This window comes from Turicimonas sp. TL08 (genome assembly GCF_054660695.1).
Window position 1 is genome coordinate 1 of record NZ_BAAGDP010000012.1, and the last position, 20,357, is coordinate 20,357.

Genomic DNA, 20,357 nt, shown 5'->3' on the forward strand with positions numbered 1-20,357 from the left:
GTTTCGGTTTTGACGGAGTATTTCCTACTCCGTTTGCCTCACTAGAAGCGAGCTTCTTAAATTTAAATCTTGCGCTTTCGCTCTTAAACTTAAGTGCCCGCTCTTATCGGTTCGTCGATAAATTTTTAAAGAACTTGCGTCGCTGATTTCGTGTTCGTCATCAACAACGAGGTGCGAACTATAAATACCTTTTTTGAGCTTGTCAAACCTCTTGATGAAAAATTTTCTATAAATTCGGCGTAAAATATTAGTTTTTGCATTAATTTCAACCACTTAAATTAAATGTAAAAATTTTTGTACTTTCACAACACTTCGAAAATTTTTGGCATTTATCAATTTTTTATTTCTTATTTTGACCTTATTTAATTTTTCTTTTGAAACTGACAGAGATGGAATGTAGAGGTAGCCTTCTCTTTTTAGGACGGCATTCTCAACCTGTCTCAGATTCTCCTAGGTACAATCATCACAACTGTTAGAATCTTTTCTATGCAGATTTATTAAGAATCCTAAATGTCAGAATCCATGGAACGAGTCACCGGACTTTTACTTGCGGGAGGGCAAGCAAAAAGAATGGGCTCTATTAACAAGGGTGCCGTCCAATTAAATGACCGGCCCTTTGCCGAACTTGTCATTGGGAACCTGTCCAAGCAAGTTGACGATATCGTTATCAGCGCTAATGAGTATGTTTCTTACTTCAAACCGTTCGGGTTTGAAGTCATAAAAGATAAGAGAGAGGGATTCCTAGGGCCCTTGGCAGGAATTGAGTCGGCGCTTATTGAAATTCCGGACATCCAATGGTTGTTCTGCGCAACTGTCGATACTCCCTTCTTCCCGGACGATTTGGTCTCTGTGCTTCTTCAAAAGGCTAAAGAGAATGACAAGTTGTGCGTTATGCCTGTTCACAATGGCCGAAGATATCCTCTTCATTCTTTGATTCATGGCACCCTTCTTCCATCCTTATCGAGTTTTCTAGACTCCGGGGAAAGAGCCGTCGGCTACTGGCTAAGAAAATGCGGCGTCCTGGAAGTCAAGGTAGAAGCACCATTTCCTGCTTTCGAAAACATTAATACATTGGAAGAACTTTCACTTCTAAAAAGGAATACCAAATGAGTTCAAATTCATCTTCCAAAAGCTTTGGGGAAACTTTGGAGTTCCTCAAAACCTACGTTGAAGCAATAAAGGACACTCGGCTTGTGCCTTTGTCTGAATCCCTATCATACTTTTTGGCAGAGGATATTATCTGCCCTATCAATATCCCGGCTTTTGATAATTCAGCAATGGACGGATGGGCTTTCTCTTCGAAAGACATCCTTCCTGAAGGATTTACCTTGAGGGAAGTCGGAAGTTCTTTTGCCGGTCATCCTTTCTTAGGTGAATTAAAGACCGGAGAGTGTGTACGTATTATGACCGGAGGTAAAGTTCCTGAGGGGGCTGATACGGTCGTGATGCAAGAACAAGTTACCGTTAATGAAAAAGAGATCACCTTTCCTAGTTACGTAAAGAAAGGTCAGAATGTTCGCAAAAAAGCAGAAGAATTTGCCAAGGGTGCTGTGTGTATGGAGAAAGGCACACGAATCATGCCTCCGCACATCAACTTCTTGGCAACTTTAGGAATACCTGAAGTCTTGGTATTCCGCAAGGTCAGAGTCGCCTTCTTCTCAACAGGAGATGAACTCCAATCCTTAGGTTCTCCTTTAAAAGACGGCCATATTTACGATTCCAATCGTTATGCCATTCGAGCTCTCTTAGAGTGTGCGGGATTCGAAATTAAAGATCTTGGAATTGTTAAAGACAATCCTGAGTCTTTAAAAGAAACTTTCCAAAAGGCGGCTGATTGTGCAGATGCCGTCATTACTTCCGGTGGTGTCTCCGTCGGTAAAGCGGACTTTACCCGTACCGTTGTGGAAGAGCTAGGCGAACTTGTCCAATGGCAGTGCAGAATTAAGCCGGGACGCCCTTTGGCGATCGGAAAAATTGGAGAAAGTTACTTCTTCGGATTACCGGGCAATCCCACAGCTACACAAATCACTTTCTTAGTAATCGTTAAGCAGGCTCTTCAGCTTCTTGCAAATGCCAAGGATATTTCTATGCAATATGCGGAAGCTGAGGCAACCGAAAAAATGAAGAAAAGAGAAGGCCATACGGAATTCTTAAGAGGAATCCTGTATACAGAAAATGGAAAAGCAATGGTTCGCTCAGCGGGAAGCCAGAAGACAGGAGCTTCGGCTTCCATGATCACTGCTAATTGCTTGATTTATCTTCCCGAGGAGCATGGTCCTGTCCAGCCTGGCGAAACCCTCCTCGTAGTTCCGTTCCAGGGTGTTTATCAATAGCTTTCCAGCCGCTTTGCCCTTTAAACTGACGATCTCTGCGGGCTTTGTATAAACGTCTGAATTTAGAAGCCGGAAGTTTTTTAACTTTCGGTTTCTTTTCATACTGAAACTTATTAGCTGTTTCTCTGAGATCCGCCTCGGCCGGAACAATTACGTTTCCTGCTAAGTCGATAACTCCCCTAAGTCCAATCCCTCGCGCAACAAATCCGTTGATGACGCCGTAATTTTTACTTTCATGCTGATGAGCATGAAAAAAATATTTCACCCCTAATTGATCTGCCAATACGTCAAGACATTCAAAACCTTTTGCATGAATAGAAGGAGCCTCATGAGTGACAAGCACATCTGCTTTACACTCTTTTAGCTTGTCATACACGGAACTAAAAATAGTTGAACGATGGCGTCTCGGCAAACCTCCTCGCCAAGTTGTAGCTTTTCCAAGCTTTTTGATAAATACTCCGGGAGAACTGTAACAAGGAAGCGCGGGAGGCATCCATATCTGCCCCCGGAATACACCGCCTAGACCGGCGACTTTAACCCCACAGACGTCAAGTACTTTTCCATGGAGGTTATTAGTTGCGAATTTTGAGCGCCAGATTCGGTCATAAATTAAATCTGAATCGGTATCGTGATTACCTGGAATCCAGAAAACTTTCGTCTCTCCGATATCTTTGAATATCTCATCCAGACTCCTATCAGGAGTGAGATCCCCTAGAATTATTATCGCATTCGGATGAAATTCATCAATAGCTTTAAGAATGTGGTCGAACTCTCCGTGAGGGTCACCGCACAAAAAAATTTTTTCTAACTTTTTGAGCTCTTTCGCTTCTGGCTGAGAACTCCCGCAAACCTGCGCCCGGCCCTTCTTCCGGCCGAAATATGAACGCCTATATCTCATGTCTAACAAACAGGCTCTTTTATTATTTATTTTGAAGCCTGCACCTAAATTTTTCGTTAGACAGAGAATAACACTATTTCATAAGATCTTTTTGCCGTTCGAGAGGGACAACCTCCTTTTCGTACCTACTCCAGTCTTACAACGTCGGCGCCTTTAGGAATTTCGAAACTAAAAAATTTAGAGCCGGGGGAAACGTCCGTTACAACATTTTTAAGTGTGAGCTTGGAAGTTTCTCCGAGAGATCCGACAAACTCCATTTTGACCGGAAGGTCGCCTTTAAAGCCCATCGTAATCTTAGAAAAGTTAAGATTGCCGGCATTAGGAACCAATTCAATCCAATTTAAGTTGTCCGATCCTTCTATGTTCTTAACCGTCCAGTATTTCTTAATATTGGAATCCCCGAATAAAATTGCGGCGGGACTTTGCGGAATAGTCTCCTTTGCGGATCTGACTGTCACCTGGTTTAAATCTTTATCCCAAACCCAAATAGTCTTTCCGTTGCAAATCATCTCTTGAGGAAATGGGACCGTGTACTCCCATAAGAATTTTCCGGGCCTCGAGAATACAAACTTACCGGTAGACTGGTCAATTTGCTTTCCGCCTTTATCGACCACCGTCTGGTCAAACTCTCCTTGAGCATTTTTGACATTCTTTGAAAAATTCTCCAACAGCTCGATCCCCTCAGCTCCCAAGGCATATGTGCTGATGAAAAAGGACAGTAAGAGAGGAAAACAGACTTTTTTCAAATTAATCTCCAGAGAAAATATTGGTTTTGAGAAATCGCTTTAGTTAACACACTAATGATTTTCACTAATTTTAACTTTGTTTCTTTAGTTAAGGGAAATCACTAAGCCCCAAAAAAAATAAAAACAGTAAAAATTTTTTAACCAAAAACAAGTAATTACCTCTTTTAGGTTAAAGACATTTCATTTTTTATGGGGGTAAGATTTTTCCCTTACTCGTTTTTTTGATTATGGAAGTTCTCTATTCACAAAATAAAAGGGGGGTCCTAAAATTATCTCGAGTGTTAAAGAAGTGTTTGATTTGTTAGCTTTTGTGAAATTTTCTAACTCGGTTTTTAACTCGAGTTGGCATCTTTCTCTAGGCTTCCCTGTACGTCCCTCCATTCACGAAGGCAGCAAACACCTCCTGCTGCGTTCCGGTACAGGGAAGCCAACCTCTTTTCTTCCTCAGTGTGCTAGGTAAAGAAAAACTCCTTACTGGAAGGAGTCTCTCGTGGTTAGGATTTATTAATTTTCCGTTGTGTGAGCTAGTAAACCGCGCTGGGCAGCCCAGCTCCATGGCGTATCAAGCCAGGAATGAATATCGTCTAGATCCTCAGGTCCGATTAAACCCATCTGTACGGCCTTGTTGACAATAAATTCAAATGAAAGCATTTGATGGGCCTTTACATGGTTCTTTGAGAAAAGACGAGTGGTTTCCGGCATATCGAAGTTAGTAATTGCAAAGCAGTCTGTTACCTCGGCCCCGGCTTCTCTCAGGACCTTTACGGCATCAAGTAAAGAGATACCGGTAGATAAATGGTCCTCAATAATCAAAACTTTTTGGCCTTTTACATCCACCCCGTCAATACGGCTCTTGTTTCCATAAGTTTTTGCTTGTTGTCTTACAGTAACGAATGGAACATTCAGACGATAGGCTAAAGCGGCGCCGTGCGCAGTTCCCGCGCCTTCTACGCCTGCAATCACGTCAAATTTCAGCTGGAGTTCGATAATTCTCGAGGCCATAGTTTCAATGACGTCTCTCCAAGCTTCCGGAAAAGAAGACAAAATTCTGTTATCCACATAGATCGGAGTAATCAAACCCGACTTCAGACGCATAGGAGAGTTTTTCAGAAAAACGATGGCATTATTTACCAAAAGATGTTCTGCAATAATGTCTTGAGCAATAAATGATGTTGCCATTCTCTTTCCTTAAATATGTACTGTGAAGTCAGTGTTCTGAAGAGGAGGAAGACCGAGAACTTTTCTGCCGTTAATTGTGGCGATCTTTGCCAATTCTTCCATTTCGTCAAATCTGCAGCCGGTGGCCAATGTGGTGAGTTCATGCCACATATCACCGTTATTCCACGGCACCATGGCATCGCAGACGTTATCAGTTCCTAAAGCAACTGTAATTCCAGCCGGAACAAGCTCATCTACAGGGGTCATAGAGTTATGAACAGGACCAATTGCCTCAGAACGCGGAGTATCAATCCAAGCAGTTGGACAAGCAATCATCATGACATCAGCTTGCTTCATGAGTTCATAAAGACGATGTCTGTACTTCTTAGAGTGAGCTGCAATAGAAATACCATGAATAGCTACTACTTTACCTTGCATTCCATGCTCAATAGTCTTCATGCAAAGTTCTTCAGTTTCGTACTCCAAGGACTCATTGAACTGGTCCACGTGAACATGAACCATCTTATTTAATCTCTTAGCCGTACTTAGAATGATATCGAAGGCTTCGGAACCTTTACCGTAGTCTTTCTCATCTCTTTTTGGAAGAGCACCGATGATATCAACCATTTCAGCACCGATATCGAACCATTCTTTTGCTTCCGGATGAATTACGCCCTTCAAAGTTTGATTGGCAAACTTAACTTCCAGCTGATCTTTATAGTGTTCACGAGCCCTGATACCGGCTTTGATTGCTCTGTCTTTACTCTGAGGATCAATATCCACGAAGGTTCCCAAAGCAGTAACTCCCTGAGAAATCATGAGCTCAAATAACTGAGAAAATCTTCTGTAAAAATCTTCTTCCGTTGATTCTGCCTTTAACTTATCTAAGGCATCCCACTTTTGCTGCAAAGTACAGGTCTTACGCATGTGTAAAACATCAGGACTGAGAGTAAATGAACGATCTGCATGCGCGTGCGTATTAACCCATCCTCCGTTTCGTTTGATAACGGGCTCAATCATCGAGCGGATGGTAAGAGGTGTTTCTAAATTCATGTTGATAAAGCTCTCCGCATGTAAAAAAAACGGCTTCAAAGCCGTTTTTAAGAAATAGTAAACCTAGGTGCAATCGCGCCTTGTCGAATTTTTTGTACCGAACTAATTAGTTTTATTCTTGTGCCGTTAAGTTTCATAGGCGTAAGGATATCAAAACTAGAGACTTTCGTTTTGTGTTTTTTTAAAGGGCTTTCCCCGAAATGTAAATCTTGGAAAATTAGTTAATTGAGCTGTTTGTTGTAGAAAGCTCTGAATGCTTCTGAGAGTGATGCTTGTCAGTGGCATCATAGAGGTAAGCTAAAAGTTCCACCCCTTCGTCTGTCAGCCGATGCTCGCGATCCAATTCTTCGAGAATATCTAACAAGATTTCGGCCTGATGAGGAGAAAGCTTGATTTCGTTGTCGGCAGAATGAATATAGGAGTAGCTGGACTGAAGATCTTCCAAACCGAAAATTAACTTTTCGTATTTTTCATTGAGTTGGACGTACTCCTGAGCGGTAAAACCAATCAAATTACAGAGTTCTCCATATTCTTTAAGAGACAAGAGCTCCCTGGTCTTCTCCGGCGGATACCTCTTGTTGATACCGTCGAGAATCTGCTTGGTCTGCGCTCTCCATTGGCGCAACCTGTCAATGACTTGACTTATCTCTTCCAGGTACATCCCCAGATCTGAAAACCTCGCCTCTGCCGGGTGACTAATTTGACCTGTTACCCGAGAGGCAGATTGGTGGATCGCTTCTATCTTCCGCTCATTTTTGCTTAAAAATTGCTGGAAGGATAGAGAGTATTCGCCCCTCTCTGTCATAACATCCCTCCATCCTGTTATAGTTAATCATACAAGCATTTAAAGTTTCCGTCAGGGTTTTTCTTAGCCATTTCGCGCTTTTTGGCGATAAAAAATCTCTTTTTTCTTCACCCTTTTCGGAATTGCCTACCTGTCGACATTTAACCGCGTTTTTTAATTTGCGTACTAAATTCGTCCGATACTCACTTTGGGCAATATTTTTCAAATCTTCCGAGGTCTTTTGCTATGTATTAGGGAAATCCATAATTTAATTAAAGAAGGAAACCATTTAATGAACAACGCGCCGAACCAAGTTCCACGTTTTTCAAATATTGAAGCATCAAGAATATTAGCGATGTTTCTAATCGTTGCTCATCACTTTGCCGTACATGGAGGAGTGCCGATCTGGAAAGGAGATTTTCCAATGAGCGGGAACTACTATTTCACTCAGTTATTTTCTACCGGCGGCAAAATTGGAGTCGACTTATTTGTTCTTATCACCGGATATTTCATCTGCAATAAGATAAGCAAGCTAAGTTCTTTGGTTTATCTATGGATTTCTACTTTCTTTTATGTATTTCTCTTCTATTTAGTTTTTACCGCCGTGGGAGTCAAAGAATTTACTTGGTCGGGGCTAATTAGTTGTTTCTTCCCAATAAGAAATGATTTCTATTGGTTTATTTCTGCCTATTTTGTATTGATCCTCGCTTCCCCTTTCCTGACCCTTACCATTCGCTCCTTAGGAGAAAAGAAACTTCTGGCTCTAATATTAGTTTTTGGACTAATTTGGTCCGTGATTCCTACAATTACCACAAAAACGGAGTACTACGGTTCCTCTCTTCTTTGGTTTATTTATCTCTTCTTCGTCGGTGCTTATCTGAGAACAAAATTAGAGAGGTATCGGCTCTCTACATTAAAAGCGGTTCTCCTGGCGACGGTTCCTTGGCTGTGTGTTGCCGGGTTAATCTGGATCGCGGATATGAGTAACCGAAGTTCATGGAACATTGGATTTGTTGACTGGTTTACCTTTGCCAATATGACGAGCATTTTTACCCTGCTCTCCTCACTGGGACTTTTTATTCTTTTTAAACAATGGCGTCTCGGGTATTTCCCATGGATAAACAAAGTTGCCGCAGCTATGCTCGGCGTCTATCTTATACATGAGAATCCGACCCTCTATCCATGGCTTTGGAAGACTGTGTTTAATATCAATGAGCATTTAAATGAACCCTATTTCATTCCTTATGCTTTGGGGGTTACGACGGTAGTCTTTACCATTTGTACTCTTATAGAAATGGGAAGAGAACACTATATGAGGAAGTGGTTCAAGCAAGTCCTTATGCCGAAGCTTGCTCCGATAGACTCAAAAATTCAGCGATTTTTTGACAGTCCAAATTAGAAATTTGTAATTAGTTCTGTTTTGAGCAAAAATCAATAAGTAAATCCCCCTACTTAGGGTACTATAGGAATGAAGGAGGTAATTTATGAAGAAAGTTTTAAAAGCGTTACTTCAAGCCTACTTGATGTATCAAGTCAAAGCTCGAACCACAAACAGATTTAGCAGAAGTTTTTTCCGCAAATAAACCAATGAGATTCCGGTTTATTTCCGTGAGGGGACTTCTACAAGTTCCATGTCGTGATTAATTCGATTAATTCGGCGGTTGAGATGAGGCGTCCTTTTCCTATTCTGATACTCTTTGGGGTTGATGAGAATGGAGGCCAGCCAGACACTTTCAGATTTACTCAATTTTGAAGCATTTTTATGAAAGTAGTAGCGTGAGGCGGCCTCCACCCCAAAAATTCCGTCGCCAAACTCAGCAATATTTAAATAAGTCTCAAGAATTCTCTTTTTACTCCAGAGCAATTCCATCATTTGCGCAAGAAATATTTCTTCCGCTTTTCTTAAGTAACTTCTCTCGTGACTGAGAAATAGATTTTTCACCGTTTGCTGAGTCAGGGTAGAACCACCGGGTGCTCTTCTATCTTTCAGAATGTTGGCAATAAAAGCCTCCCGAACGGCTTCCCACTGTACACCCGAGTGCTCCATAAATTTGGCATCCTCGGCTGCAACCACTGCTCTTATTAAATAAGGAGAGATTTGGGAGAAATCGACCCACTGATATTGAATTTTTCTCAAAGATGCTTCATTCATTCGAATTTCTTCCTGCCTCATATACGGCGTAGAAGAAGGTTCGAAAAAACCAAACCAGGTAATCCTGAGGATGTAGTGAATTTGAAAAATGAGAAAAAGAACAAGAAAACCCAGCATTACTCTCTTTATCCATCTAGCAAAAGTACCAGTTTTGTTTCTTATCTTCACCATGGAAAAACTATTAGAGTAATATTCGCTTCCGAATCAAGACTGCGTATGCATTTAATTAACGGTTCAAATCATGGATTTTAATTTATCTCAGTTCTCCAATACATTTTTGTATGTTTATTCCTCTCTAATAACGGTGATTAACCCTATTGGAGGAGCGATGTTCTTTTTGTCCATGACGATATCAGCCACAAGAGACATCCGTGGCAAACTTGCTGCAAGAATTGCAGTCTATTGCTTCCTTATGACCATTGGGTCTTTATGGATTGGTTCCTTTATCCTTAGCTTCTTTGGAATATCTCTCGGTGTTTTAAGAGTCGGCGGCGGTTTAGTTCTTTTCGGCGCCGGCTGGTCAATGCTGAATGCTCCTACAGCAGAAGACACTCCTGTAGATCCTGCAAAAAAAATCTCTAATAACGAGCTGATGGCTAAGGCATTTTATCCGTTGACCTTGCCTCTCACGGTTGGTCCAGGAGCTATCTCGGTCGCAACCGCTATCGGTACTTCAACGGAAATTAATCTGACCAATATCCTTGCCGTTAATTTGGCAGCTTTAGCAACAACTCTCACCATCTTTGTCTGCTTTAAATACTCAGACCGCATCACGGCACGCCTCGGCGCAACCGGTTCGGATGCTATTCAAAGAATTTTCTCGTTTATTCTTCTTTGCCTTGGCGTCCAAATCTTGTGGACCGGTGTCTCAGAATTAGTGACGAAACTGGTAGTCAGCCTTCCTCATTAAAGAGCGACGAATCAATCTTGAAATTTACTAGGACCTCGGCCATGATGCGAGGTCCAAATTATTTTGAGGCTTCTTGACTGCGTTTGGAGGACGAAATTTAGTTAAGAATTAAAGAATTAGCAGAATGCGCACATGCATTTCTAATTAAGATTGAAACTTAAAGAATACGAAAACAGATAAAGGAATGTTATTTTTTCTGTTTTTTACCAGATACTTTTGAATAAAGACTTACGATAGCTAAAACCAAAACTCCGAGAATGATTAGCAAATCGCTGTAAGCTGACATTTCTTGTAATAGCTGTTCCATATTCACCTCCACGAATAGCATAGAAAACAGATAAGGAATTACGCCGCGGTTTCTGAATCAGCGCCCGAGCCTCCAACCTCTGCACTGATACCTCTGCGAACTGCTTCTTTGCCTTTACTGAACACAATTCATTATAAACATCGGATATATTTTAATAAGTGGGTAAGTGGCCAAATCTCTTTGAATTTCATGTAAATACTATTAGGAGTCTCCCTGTGATCTGTTTGTCTGATACTGTGTATTTGGGATTTTTTATTCGAAACTAAGCGTACAAACATTTAGCAAACTATATGAAAAAATAAAAATTTGAGTCTCTCGATCCTTCACGTTCTCTCTATTTTCTTCTCGTTTTCTATTCTGTTACATTCCTTACTTTTATTAGCAATTTAAAAGTTATTTTTAATAATCAATAGATAAAGATTCAACCCCATTTTATTGGGAATTATTTATCTGCAAGATTTTCTGATTAATAACTTTTAGAAATACTTTTGTTACGCACTGAACGTGGAGTGAACTGTAATTAGGATAAAAAATAAGCTTGTTTGAAAAAATACTTAAATGCTCGTCAGAATTTGAAAAGCGCCCCGAAGAGCGCTTTTTACTTGTTAATTACGGAGTCTTACTTCTTGTCAGCTTTTTCTTCCGGCTTCAGCTTAATTGGAACAAAAGTTCTTTGACCTTGTCTGTCAACCAAAACAGGAAGCAAGTCTTGTGCCTTAGCAACTGTTTCTTTAAGTTCATCAAAAGTCTTAACGGTCTTGCCGCCAACTTTTATAAGAATGTCACCTGCTTTAAGACCAGCCTCTTCAGCCGGGCTATCAGGGCTAACCTCAACAATTACAAGACCATTTTCGAACTTCTTTTTCTCTTCATCATTCAACGGACGAACAGAGACACCAAGTTTTGCTTTTTCCTGAACGCTGGCTTTGACTTCGGGAGCCCCCTTCATTTCTTCAACAGTGATCGTCACTACGACTTCTTTGCCATCGCGAATGACTTTCATCTTGGAAGAGGTACCGGGCCTTGTCTTTGCAACAGCCCTTGAGAGATCGCGAGGTTCAGACACAGGGGTACCGGCATATTCAATAACAATATCACCTTCCTGCAACCCAGCCTTAGCCGCCGGTCCTTCTTTCTGGACTTCAGCAATAAGAGCCCCCTCAGCCTTCTTAAGGTTGAAACTCTTTGCTAATTCCGGAGACATGCCTTGGATAAGAACACCAATTCTGCCGCGGGAAACTTTACCGTCTTTAAGAAGCTGATCCTTAACTTCAAGAGCCAAATCAATAGGAATAGCAAAAGACAATCCCATGAACCCGCCTGAAGTAGAGAAGATCTGAGAATTGATACCGATAACTTCTCCTGCCATGTTGAACAGCGGACCACCGGAATTGCCTGGGTTCACAGCTGCATCTGTCTGAATGAAAGGAACAAACTGGTCGTCCGGAAGGTCTCGGCTCTTAGCAGAAACGATACCGCTCGTCACAGTGTTTTCAAGTCCGAATGGAGCCCCAATAGCAGCAACCCATTCTCCAACTTTAACCTTGCTGGACTTTCCGAGTTTGACTGTCGGGAGATCGGTCGCTTCGACTTTAACAACGGCGATATCCGTTTTTTCATCTGAACCAAGAACTTTAGCCTTGAATTCCCGTTTGTCAGTCAAGTGAACGGTAATGTCAGTTGCATCACGAACAACGTGATGATTTGTAAGAATCAAACCGTCAGAACTGATAATGAAGCCGGAACCCTGTCCTTTTCTTTTAGGAGCCTTTCCGCCCGGAGCTTTCGGCATTTGGCCGAACGGGAGTGGGAAGCCAAAACGTCTCAACTGATCAAGCTGATCTTTTGGAATTCCGTCTAATGAAGGATGCGGTCTCTTTGACATTGTTTTGGTAACGTCAATACTGACGACTGCCTTACCATTTTCTTCGACCAACTTTGTAAAATCAGGGAGCTGCTGAGCAACGGACTGAGCATGTACTACAGGGACGGGAGAAAGTGCATTATTCTGGGAAAAGAAAAACCCGGAAGCAGCTGTCAGGGCGACTGCAGCGGCTAACACTTTCTTGTTCAAAATCTTTTGAATCATTAGTTCTCCAAGTGTTAAGGGAAGAATTTCATTTTGAGAATATTTCAGTTCCTGATTAATGTCTCCTTAACGAGAGGTTTTGTTAGCAAACACTCGTAAAACAGGTAAAAAGACATTTCTTTGTATACAAATTGACAAACAATCCATTTCTCGATTTTAAAAATCCTCTTTAGAACGCCTCCCGCCCATTGGCACTCTTGATCCAAGGATTCCAATTAAAAGAATATTTGACCTTTTTATTTTTTACCTATACAATTCGTGCTTCACTCAAACAGACGAGTGAAGTTGTGCGGAAGAATGGCTGAGAGGCTGAAGGCACGCCCCTGCTAAGGGCGCAGACTGGCTATAACCGGTCTCGAGGGTTCGAATCCCTCTTCTTCCGCCAATTTATTCAATAAAATCAATAAGCTGCAAACGATTTTCTCCGAAATTCTAATAATTTCACACCGATTTTCGACTTCCTCGATACGAAATTTTTCTCTCAGCATTGAGTAAGTTTTTGGTTCATCCAATCCAAATTCAATCTTCTTTATAAGCTTGTTTTACGAAAAAACGAGATGCCTTGTGAATGGAAAGGACATCTCGTGCTTATCAAGGTTCAATCGCTGAACAGAATCTTATTTGCAAATCATGATCTGCAAGACCTGTTTATCAGTTTCCATCATAGATTCTTTGCCGATAGCAGTTAAATTTCTAATCGTCTCATCAATATCGTCGCTCACGATGCCTTCCAGCTTAGTCACGCAATGTTCATTCATCGCGAGAAGCGCGGACATCATCGCAGTAGAGACCCCGGATGAAATCTTCAGAGAACAAGCAGGTTTTGCGCCATCACACAGCATTCCGGCCAAGTTGGCAATCATATTCTTAATCGCTGCGCAAACTTCCTCATATTTGCCGCCCATTAGCCAAGTAATTCCGGAGGAGGCACCAGTAGAAGCTACCACGCATCCGCATAACGCAGAGAGGCGCCCAAGATTCTGTTTGATGTAAATACTGGTTAAATGACTTAAGGTCAGCGCTCGAATCAATTGTTCATCGGATGCATCGCAATCTTCGGCATAAGCAACTACCGGCATTGTGGCCGTGATGCCTTGATTTCCGCTTCCGGAATTGGACATTACGGCAATTGCTGCTCCGCCCATACGTGCATCACAAGCGGCGGAAGTATAAGAAATCATATGAGCTACGGTAGTGTCGCCGAAATACCTTGCCCCTCTATTTTTAATCATTGCGCCTAAAGAGTGTCCGTAATCATGTGCTAAGGCCAACTCAGCGGCCTTCTTGTTCATATCTCTCGCTCTAAGAATAAAAGAGATCTCTTCAATGGAAGACTCAGTAGCAAACTCATAAACTGTCTTCATGTCGAGCTGAACTTCTTCAGCTTCGTCTTCTTCAGCGCCGGCATTGTTCCAACCCTCTTCTTCATAAACTCTTTCTCCGTTTTTTTCTAGAAAGACGAAGTGTGTATGGTTTCTTGAAATAACCGCACGTGCTGTTTGAGTTCCGTGAGAAACGACGGTGTCAATAAAAAGATTAGAAGGCGCCTCTTCATCGTGAATGATTTCGATGCAATCTTTGTCAAGAAAAACTTTTGCCTTTTCTACAGCTTCTTCATTTACCTCTTGAAGAACTTCAAGGCCCAATTCTGACTTTCCGATCAAAGCGCCCAGAGCCACGGCAATAGGCAGACCAATCATTCCCGTACCCGGAATTCCAACACCCATTGCGTTTTTGATAATGTTTCCGCTCAATGATAGCCGGATTTTTTCGGGCATCTCACCAAGCAACTCCCGGGCTTTTGCAACGCATAACGCAACGGCAATTGGTTCCGTACACCCTAAGGCCGGGACAACTTCTCGATTGATAAGGGAAATAATTTGATCACGTTTTGTCTTGTTGAGCATATTGATCTCTGAAAACTAGAAACCTTTTGAGTCTCCGTTTCTTCCTTTGATGAATTAAAAGTTGAAATTTACCTTTTTCTGCCGATTACCGTAAGAGCAAATACCACAGAAACAAAAACCTCTAACAAAAATAAGGAAATACCCTAGGCATACGCGTTATTCCGTTTCCAAATTTTTATTATCTTTTTGCAGATCTTCACGAGAAAAAGCAGAATTTTTTATAACAAAAGCAAGAAAACTTCTAATAAAATTTGGTTGCCTTTAATGGTTTGTCTGCCATCCTAATTTACTTTTTCTGCTCTTGCTTTACGCAGTGGTATTTGATGACGGCAGAGGCTCTCTGTGCCTCATAATTAAATACTCGGTTTTTATAACTTATAGAAAATACCTCCGGGACATAGTCGGGCCCAATAGTTTTGCACTGAGCGTCCGCCTGCATTTCAAGCCCTTGAACGACAACCGAGCCCTTCATTGTGAAATCAAAATAGCCTGAAATTTCGTATGTATTTGGACCGAGTTGATCCGTCGACCAGCTGCAGCCGGCTAGGATAAGAGCTAACGAAATAGACAACCCTGCAATCTTTTTCACTTTTCTTCTCCTCAACTAATTTTGCTCAGTCTATGTGAAGTCTCGTTACTCTTTTTTTCTTTTGACTCAATGCTGGCAATTTACAATCCACCTCCGATTTAACCCTAAGTTTGGAGCTTTATCCGCATTTGCTACCTCCTTCCGAGTTTCCAGGGCTTTCAACTATTAGACTAGGGAAGATCTGAACAGAATTCTTAAATTTAAGGAAAACAAATGCTGAAAAGAACCTTACTTGCACTTCCGCTTGTTGCATTGCTCAGCACCAGCCTTCTGGTTGGCTGCGATGATAAAAAAGAAACTGCTGCTAAGCCTCAGGAAAAAATCCTTCGTGTCGGAACGAACCCAACATTTGCTCCGTTCGAATTCCAAGGGAAAGATGCTGAGCTGACCGGTTTCGATATGGATCTCATCAGAGCCATCGGCAAGCAGATGGGTTACAAAGTTGAATTGCACAACCTGGCATTTGACGGCCTGATCCCGGCTATTGCTACAGGCAATATCGATATGGCCATCGCAGGTATGACAATCAATGAAGATAGAAAGAAACAGGTGAACTTCTCTGTTCCTTACTACACTTCCGGCCTCATTATTTTGGTTAATCCCGATAATAATGAAGTCAAATCTTTGGATGATTTGAAAGGTAAAAGAATCGGCGTTCAATTGGGAACCACAGGTGCATTCAAAGCAGCAACGGTTCCTGATGCAAAAGTCGTGACATTCAATAATTCTGATGAACAATTCTTGGAATTGTCTAACAAGGGTGTTGATGCCTGTATTAATGACCATCCGGTAGTTGCCTACTACCTCGTTCAAGGCGGTAAGGGCAAGATGATCGGAAACGTCATGGAAGAAGAAAGCTATGGCATCGCACTTAAGAAAGGTAATGATGAATTGACAAAGAAAGTTAACGATGCCATTGCTGAACTTAAGAAAAATGGAGAATTCGACAAAATCCATAAGAAATGGTTCGGCGCATAATTTTCCTTTCATCTCTTTGATTTAACTACTCAAAGCTTTCCTAGACGGTCCGTCTCTAGGAAAGCTCATTTACAAGAGGCGACATAAATGTCAATTGATCTTGACTTTGATCTCATAATCGACAATCTTCCTTTACTTTTAAAAGGCGCAGCTGTAACGCTTGAAATCACAGCACTCTCCGTTGGTATTGGTTTGTTAATCGGTATGGTAGTTGGTATTGCCCGTCTTTCCAACTTTAAAGCCATCCGATGGCTGGCAGGTATCTACGTAGACTTTATTCGCGGAACACCGCTGTTGGTCCAAATCTTCTTGGTTTACTTTGCTCTTCCAAAAATCTTAGGAATGAGAATAGACCCGTTTTTTGCGGCCGTCGCAGCATGTTCTATTAATAGCGGCGCCTATGTTGCTGAAATCTTCCGAAGCGGCATCCAGAGTATAGACAAAGGTCAGTTCGAAGCTTCCCGTGCATTGGGTCTTAACTGGTTCCAGTCAATGAAGTTTGTCATTATGCCTCAGGCATTTAAGAGAATCATCCCGCCTCTTGGCAATGAATTCATTGCAATGTTGAAAGATTCTTCTCTCGTGTCCGTTATCGGTTTCGAAGAGCTTACAAGAACAGGTCAGATGATTATCTCCAGAACTTACGCCGTATTCGAAGTCTGGATGGTCGTTGCGATCCTCTACTTAATCATGACACTCTGTATTTCCAGGCTAGTTGCCGTTTTGGAAAAGCGTTTTAACACAAGCAAAAGGTAACGAACATGTCTGAAAAAACAATGATTTCCGTCAAGCATCTCACCAAAAAATTCGGAGATGTGACCGTTCTCAAAGATATCAATCTTGAAATTAAAGAAAAAGAAGTTGTCTGCATTATCGGCCCGTCCGGCAGCGGCAAAAGCACAATCTTGAGATGTCTAAACTACCTGGAAGAACCTTCCGGGGGAGACATCCTGATTGATAACATCAAGTTAGAAAAAGGCACCAACCTGAATGCCATCCGTAAAGAAGTGGGCATGGTGTTTCAGCGATTCAACCTTTTTCCTAACATGACAGTTCTTCAGAACATCATGCTTGCTCCGGTTGAAGTTAGAAAGATTTCTAAACAGAAAGCCGAAGAAAAAGCTCTCGCACTTTTAAGAAGAGTCGGGTTGGAGCACAAAGCTTCCTCTTATCCTGACGAATTGTCCGGCGGTCAGCAGCAACGTGTTGCAATCGCGCGCGCACTTGCGATGAACCCTGAAGTTCTTTTGTTCGATGAACCGACAAGTGCTCTCGACCCGGAAATGGTTAAAGAAGTACTCGATGTAATGAAAGCTTTGGCCAAAGAAGGTATGACGATGGTCGTGGTAACTCATGAAATGGGCTTTGCCAAAGAAGTTGCCGACCGAGTTATGTTCGTAGACGGCGGCTATATTTTGGAAGAGAACGAACCGGAAGAGTTTTTCTCTAATCCTCAGAACGAAAGAACCAAGAGTTTCTTGTCCAAAATTCTATAAGTTGTTCAAGAAGGACTCCCCTGTCCTTCCTTTTTTAAAGCCTTTGTCCTTAGCGCACAAAGGCTTTTTTTGTTCGTTGCCTCTTGATGTTAGAAAGAAAAAACAATAGCTCATTCTTCTCAGTGTTTTTCCTTCAAAAAGGTTTGTCAATTTTCGTCTTAAAAATTTCCCATTGATACAATCAGAAAGACGTTTATTTACTTATAAAAAGAGTTTTATTATGAAGTTAAACCGTTTAGTCCTTTTGGGAGCTGCCGTTTTGACCGCTCTCACCCTCACAGCTTGCGACGATAAGAAGGCCGCACCACAAAATACCGCAGCTGAAAAACAATACAACATCGGAGTTGTACAGCTTGTCGAACACAAAGCTTTAGACGAAGCAAACAAGGGTTTTGTTGATGCGCTTGCCGCCAGAGGTTTCAAAGAAGGAAAGAACGTCAAGTTTGACTTCCAAAACGCTCAGGCCGACCAATCTAATCTTAGAAATATTGCCCAGCGTTTTACAAGCAACAAAGTTGACTTAATCGGTGCTATTGCAACTCCGGCAGCCCAGACGATGGCTAATGCAACAAAAACTACTCCTATCGTTGCCACAGCTGTCACCGACTTTGAAATTGCTAAACTCGTCAAGAAAAATGATAAGCCGGGCACTAACGTCACCGGTTCTTCCGACATGGCTCCAATCGACACATTGGTTGAATTAATGCTCAAGATTTATCCGGAAACCAAGAAAGTCGGAACTATCTATTCCTCCAGTGAAATTAACTCAGAACGACAAGTTCAGATTTTTAAAGATATTGCTAAAGCTAAGAACTTAGAAGTTAAAGAGGCTACAGTTTCCAGCGTCAATGACATTCAGCAGGCAGCCCAAAGTCTTGTCGGAAAGGTCGATGCAATTTATATACCTACAGACAACACGATTGCTTCTGCAGTCCCGGCTCTATTGAAAATTACTGAAACGGCAAAACTTCCAATATTCGCCGGTGAAGGCGGGATGACCAAAGAAGGATGCTTTGCTTCCGTTGCTATTGACTATTATGAGTTAGGCAAGATTGCCGGCAACATGGCCGCCGACATTCTCGAAGGAAAGAGCAAACCTGAAGATATGGCAATTCAGTTCCAGAAAGAATTCAAAACTCTTATCAGTGAATCTTCTCTCAAGAACTTAGGCGCCAAGATCCCTGCCGATCTTAACCATGAAGTCGTTAAATAATAAAAAATAAGAATGTTTGACTTAGTTGTATCCACTATTTCGCAAGGGCTCTTGTGGGCCATCATGGCTCTCGGGGTGTTCCTGACCTTCCGAGTTCTCGATATTGCAGACTTGTCGGTTGAAGGAACATTCCCCTTAGGAGCAGCCGTTGCCGCTATCCTGATTGCAAGTGATCAGCCTATTTGGCTTGCTACTTTGCTTGCAGTGCTTGCAGGCTGTGCCGCCGGTACCGTAACGGCTATCTTAACTACCAAGCTCAAAATTCCGGCACTTCTTTCCGGTATCCTGACCATGATTGGCTTATATTCCGTCAATCTCATGGTTATGGGCAAAGCTAATGTTCCTTTGCTTCGCAATGAAACTATCTTTACCCTGACAGAAAGCACCTTTGGTGTAAGCCAATCCATTGCGACATTTATTGTTGGATTTTGCGCCTGCATTATCGTCGGCCTCATCATGTATTGGTTCTTCGGAACGGTTCTAGGAACAGCCATCCGCGCTACCGGCTGCAATCCTCAAATGGCCCGTGCTCAAGGCATCAATACTGACCTCATGGTTATCCTCGGACTCCTTATCAGTAACGGCTTGGTTGCTCTTGCCGGCGCACTAGTAGCCCAAAGCAACGGCTTCGCTGACGTGGGAATGGGAACAGGCACCATCGTTATAGGTTTGGCCTCAGTCATTATCGGTGAGGTCTTATTCGGTACAAGAAGCTTTAAGAACTGGCTTATTTCCGTTGTTCTCGGCTCCATCGTTTATCGTATCGTCATCGCCCTCGTCTTAGAAATGGGGATGCCTCCAAACGATCTCAAGCTGTTTACCGCAATCTTGGTTGCCATCGCCCTCTCTTTGCCTCTTATCAGAAGCAAATTCGCTTACATGAAACAAAGGAGGTACTAAGATGCTTGAGATTGTTAACTTGAGAAAAACGTTCTTTCACGGAACTCCAAACGAAAAGAAAGCTCTTCAAGGCGTCAATCTGCGTCTAAAAGAAGGAGATTTCGTTACCGTTATCGGTTCCAACGGTTCGGGTAAATCTACCTTAATGAACTGCATTGCCGGCGTATTTCCACCGGATGAAGGGCAAATTAAGATCAATGACGTAGACGTCACTAAGATGTCGGAATTTGTTCGTGCGCGATACATCGGCCGAGTCTTCCAAGACCCTATGAAAGGTACGGCCGGAGATATGCAGGTCGAGGAAAACTTGGCTATGGCAAGCCGCCGAGGACAGCCTCTTTCTCTTCGATGGAGTGCAGACGCCAGCAGAAAAGAGACTTTTACTCAGCTTCTTAAAGAACTGGATCTAGGTTTAGAGAACCGTCTCACTACTCGCATCGGTACTTTATCCGGCGGCCAAAGACAAGCAATTACCTTGCTGATGGCCACTTTGGTGAAGCCGCAAATTTTGCTCCTGGACGAACATACTGCTGCGCTCGATCCGAAGACTGCTGAAAAAGTTTTAATGCTGACTAAGAAACGCGTCGAGGAAGGAAAACTTACGACCCTCATGATTACTCACAACATGAGAGACGCTTTGCGCTTCGGCAATCGTTTAATCATGATGCACGAGGGACGCGTGGTTGTTGATGTTGAAGGAGAAAAGAAGAAAAACTTAACGGTCCAATCGCTTCTCCAAATGTTCGAGAGAGCAAGCGGTTCCGAATTCTCTGATCCGGAAGCCCTCCTGACCACACCGGCAAAATAAGCTTTTTTATTCAAGCTCTTAATGCGACGCCTCCGA

19 protein-coding genes and 1 tRNA gene are annotated in these 20,357 nt (G+C 42.3%); 11 read left to right on the forward strand and 9 right to left on the reverse strand.

Features of this window, described 5'->3' with window-relative positions:
* Positions 1-510: 510 nt before the first annotated feature.
* Both mobA and moeA read left to right on the forward strand, forming a co-directional pair.
* Positions 511-1,110, forward strand: a complete 600-nt coding sequence (mobA, locus tag ACYQ4O_RS07425) for a molybdenum cofactor guanylyltransferase MobA (protein ID WP_308513391.1) — start codon at positions 511-513, stop codon at positions 1,108-1,110.
* The gene (moeA, locus tag ACYQ4O_RS07430; RefSeq protein ID WP_308513390.1) at positions 1,107-2,333 is read left to right on the forward strand and encodes a molybdopterin molybdotransferase MoeA; all 1,227 of its coding nucleotides are present in this window, start codon (positions 1,107-1,109) and stop codon (positions 2,331-2,333) included. The genes mobA and moeA overlap by 4 nt, the downstream gene beginning before the upstream one ends.
* Here the strand turns inward: moeA and ACYQ4O_RS07435 are convergent.
* From ACYQ4O_RS07435 to ACYQ4O_RS07455, 5 genes are all read right to left on the reverse strand, one after another.
* Positions 2,242-3,231 (reverse strand): metallophosphoesterase family protein, encoded by a 990-nt coding sequence (locus ACYQ4O_RS07435; RefSeq protein WP_460175230.1) that lies wholly within the window; start codon positions 3,229-3,231, stop codon positions 2,242-2,244. The two genes, moeA and ACYQ4O_RS07435, sit on opposite strands and share 92 nt — an antisense overlap.
* Before the next feature lie 125 nt (positions 3,232-3,356).
* Complete coding sequence (lolA, locus tag ACYQ4O_RS07440) at positions 3,357-3,977, reverse strand: outer membrane lipoprotein chaperone LolA (protein ID WP_460175231.1); 621 nt, start codon at positions 3,975-3,977, stop codon at positions 3,357-3,359.
* Between the two features lie 504 nt (positions 3,978-4,481).
* Complete coding sequence (locus ACYQ4O_RS07445) at positions 4,482-5,156, reverse strand: orotate phosphoribosyltransferase (protein WP_308513387.1); 675 nt, start codon at positions 5,154-5,156, stop codon at positions 4,482-4,484.
* A gap of 9 nt (positions 5,157-5,165) precedes the next feature.
* Positions 5,166-6,188 carry an amidohydrolase family protein gene (locus ACYQ4O_RS07450; protein WP_066593086.1) on the reverse strand — a complete coding sequence of 341 codons (1,023 nt, stop codon included), beginning with the start codon at positions 6,186-6,188 and terminating at the stop codon, positions 5,166-5,168.
* Between the two features lie 217 nt (positions 6,189-6,405).
* Positions 6,406-6,993 carry a hypothetical protein gene (locus ACYQ4O_RS07455; protein WP_308513386.1) on the reverse strand — a complete coding sequence of 196 codons (588 nt, stop codon included), beginning with the start codon at positions 6,991-6,993 and terminating at the stop codon, positions 6,406-6,408.
* 271 nt (positions 6,994-7,264) lie between these two features.
* Between ACYQ4O_RS07455 and ACYQ4O_RS07460 the strand changes: the two genes are divergently transcribed.
* Positions 7,265-8,371 (forward strand): acyltransferase, encoded by a 1,107-nt coding sequence (locus ACYQ4O_RS07460; RefSeq protein WP_308513385.1) that lies wholly within the window; start codon positions 7,265-7,267, stop codon positions 8,369-8,371.
* Between the two features lie 201 nt (positions 8,372-8,572).
* Here the strand turns inward: ACYQ4O_RS07460 and mtgA are convergent, their stop codons facing one another.
* Positions 8,573-9,295 (reverse strand): monofunctional biosynthetic peptidoglycan transglycosylase, encoded by a 723-nt coding sequence (mtgA, locus tag ACYQ4O_RS07465; RefSeq protein WP_460175232.1) that lies wholly within the window; start codon positions 9,293-9,295, stop codon positions 8,573-8,575.
* A gap of 70 nt (positions 9,296-9,365) precedes the next feature.
* Here mtgA and ACYQ4O_RS07470 point away from each other — a divergent pair, with 70 nt between their 5' ends.
* Complete coding sequence (locus ACYQ4O_RS07470; RefSeq protein ID WP_460175233.1) at positions 9,366-10,034, forward strand: MarC family protein; 669 nt, start codon at positions 9,366-9,368, stop codon at positions 10,032-10,034.
* Positions 10,035-10,960: 926 nt separating this feature from the next.
* Here the strand turns inward: ACYQ4O_RS07470 and ACYQ4O_RS07475 are convergent.
* Positions 10,961-12,430 carry a DegQ family serine endoprotease gene (locus ACYQ4O_RS07475; RefSeq protein WP_460175234.1) on the reverse strand — a complete coding sequence of 490 codons (1,470 nt, stop codon included), beginning with the start codon at positions 12,428-12,430 and terminating at the stop codon, positions 10,961-10,963.
* Positions 12,431-12,721: 291 nt separating this feature from the next.
* Between ACYQ4O_RS07475 and ACYQ4O_RS07480 the strand changes: the two genes are divergently transcribed.
* Positions 12,722-12,815: transfer RNA gene (locus tag ACYQ4O_RS07480), tRNA-Ser, on the forward strand.
* 232 nt (positions 12,816-13,047) lie between these two features.
* On the opposite strand, the gene ACYQ4O_RS07485 is transcribed toward ACYQ4O_RS07480, so the two are convergent.
* Together ACYQ4O_RS07485 and ACYQ4O_RS07490 are read right to left on the reverse strand one after the other, a co-directional pair.
* The gene (locus ACYQ4O_RS07485) at positions 13,048-14,337 is read right to left on the reverse strand and encodes an L-cysteine desulfidase family protein (RefSeq protein WP_460175235.1); all 1,290 of its coding nucleotides are present in this window, start codon (positions 14,335-14,337) and stop codon (positions 13,048-13,050) included.
* A gap of 286 nt (positions 14,338-14,623) precedes the next feature.
* Entirely contained in the window at positions 14,624-14,926 is a 303-nt protein-coding gene (locus tag ACYQ4O_RS07490; protein ID WP_308513380.1) for a hypothetical protein, read from the reverse strand.
* Positions 14,927-15,139: 213 nt separating this feature from the next.
* On the opposite strand from ACYQ4O_RS07490, the gene ACYQ4O_RS07495 reads away from it, so the two are divergent.
* The 6 genes from ACYQ4O_RS07495 to ACYQ4O_RS07520 all read left to right on the forward strand — a co-directional run bounded on the left by ACYQ4O_RS07495 (position 15,140) and on the right by ACYQ4O_RS07520 (position 20,321).
* Positions 15,140-15,904 carry a basic amino acid ABC transporter substrate-binding protein gene (locus ACYQ4O_RS07495; RefSeq protein ID WP_308513379.1) on the forward strand — a complete coding sequence of 255 codons (765 nt, stop codon included), beginning with the start codon at positions 15,140-15,142 and terminating at the stop codon, positions 15,902-15,904.
* An 87-nt stretch (positions 15,905-15,991) separates the two neighbouring features.
* Complete coding sequence (locus ACYQ4O_RS07500) at positions 15,992-16,660, forward strand: amino acid ABC transporter permease (protein WP_084081492.1); 669 nt, start codon at positions 15,992-15,994, stop codon at positions 16,658-16,660.
* Between the two features lie 20 nt (positions 16,661-16,680).
* Complete coding sequence (locus ACYQ4O_RS07505) at positions 16,681-17,400, forward strand: amino acid ABC transporter ATP-binding protein (RefSeq protein WP_460175262.1); 720 nt, start codon at positions 16,681-16,683, stop codon at positions 17,398-17,400.
* A 220-nt stretch (positions 17,401-17,620) separates the two neighbouring features.
* Positions 17,621-18,613: an ABC transporter substrate binding protein gene (locus ACYQ4O_RS07510; protein ID WP_460175236.1), complete on the forward strand. Its 993-nt coding sequence runs from the start codon at positions 17,621-17,623 to the stop codon at positions 18,611-18,613.
* A 12-nt stretch (positions 18,614-18,625) separates the two neighbouring features.
* Positions 18,626-19,513, forward strand: coding sequence for an ABC transporter permease (locus ACYQ4O_RS07515; protein ID WP_308513377.1), 888 nt, complete (start codon positions 18,626-18,628; stop codon positions 19,511-19,513).
* Position 19,514: 1 nt separating this feature from the next.
* Complete coding sequence (locus tag ACYQ4O_RS07520; protein WP_308513376.1) at positions 19,515-20,321, forward strand: ABC transporter ATP-binding protein; 807 nt, start codon at positions 19,515-19,517, stop codon at positions 20,319-20,321.
* The last annotated feature ends 36 nt before the right edge of the window (positions 20,322-20,357 follow it).

Coding starts and splice junctions, on each gene's coding strand:
- mobA (WP_308513391.1), top strand. CDS start 511: ATGTCAGAATCCATGGAACGAGTCACCGGACTTTTACTTGCGGGAGGG.
- moeA (WP_308513390.1), top strand. CDS start 1,107: ATGAGTTCAAATTCATCTTCCAAAAGCTTTGGGGAAACTTTGGAGTTC.
- ACYQ4O_RS07435 (WP_460175230.1), bottom strand. CDS start 3,231: ATGAGATATAGGCGTTCATATTTCGGCCGGAAGAAGGGCCGGGCGCAG.
- ACYQ4O_RS07445 (WP_308513387.1), bottom strand. CDS start 5,156: ATGGCAACATCATTTATTGCTCAAGACATTATTGCAGAACATCTTTTG.
- ACYQ4O_RS07450 (WP_066593086.1), bottom strand. CDS start 6,188: ATGAATTTAGAAACACCTCTTACCATCCGCTCGATGATTGAGCCCGTT.
- ACYQ4O_RS07455 (WP_308513386.1), bottom strand. CDS start 6,993: ATGACAGAGAGGGGCGAATACTCTCTATCCTTCCAGCAATTTTTAAGC.
- ACYQ4O_RS07460 (WP_308513385.1), top strand. CDS start 7,265: ATGAACAACGCGCCGAACCAAGTTCCACGTTTTTCAAATATTGAAGCA.
- mtgA (WP_460175232.1), bottom strand. CDS start 9,295: ATGGTGAAGATAAGAAACAAAACTGGTACTTTTGCTAGATGGATAAAG.
- ACYQ4O_RS07470 (WP_460175233.1), top strand. CDS start 9,366: ATGGATTTTAATTTATCTCAGTTCTCCAATACATTTTTGTATGTTTAT.
- ACYQ4O_RS07475 (WP_460175234.1), bottom strand. CDS start 12,430: ATGATTCAAAAGATTTTGAACAAGAAAGTGTTAGCCGCTGCAGTCGCC.
- ACYQ4O_RS07485 (WP_460175235.1), bottom strand. CDS start 14,337: ATGCTCAACAAGACAAAACGTGATCAAATTATTTCCCTTATCAATCGA.
- ACYQ4O_RS07495 (WP_308513379.1), top strand. CDS start 15,140: ATGCTGAAAAGAACCTTACTTGCACTTCCGCTTGTTGCATTGCTCAGC.
- ACYQ4O_RS07500 (WP_084081492.1), top strand. CDS start 15,992: ATGTCAATTGATCTTGACTTTGATCTCATAATCGACAATCTTCCTTTA.
- ACYQ4O_RS07505 (WP_460175262.1), top strand. CDS start 16,681: ATGATTTCCGTCAAGCATCTCACCAAAAAATTCGGAGATGTGACCGTT.
- ACYQ4O_RS07510 (WP_460175236.1), top strand. CDS start 17,621: ATGAAGTTAAACCGTTTAGTCCTTTTGGGAGCTGCCGTTTTGACCGCT.
- ACYQ4O_RS07515 (WP_308513377.1), top strand. CDS start 18,626: ATGTTTGACTTAGTTGTATCCACTATTTCGCAAGGGCTCTTGTGGGCC.
- ACYQ4O_RS07520 (WP_308513376.1), top strand. CDS start 19,515: ATGCTTGAGATTGTTAACTTGAGAAAAACGTTCTTTCACGGAACTCCA.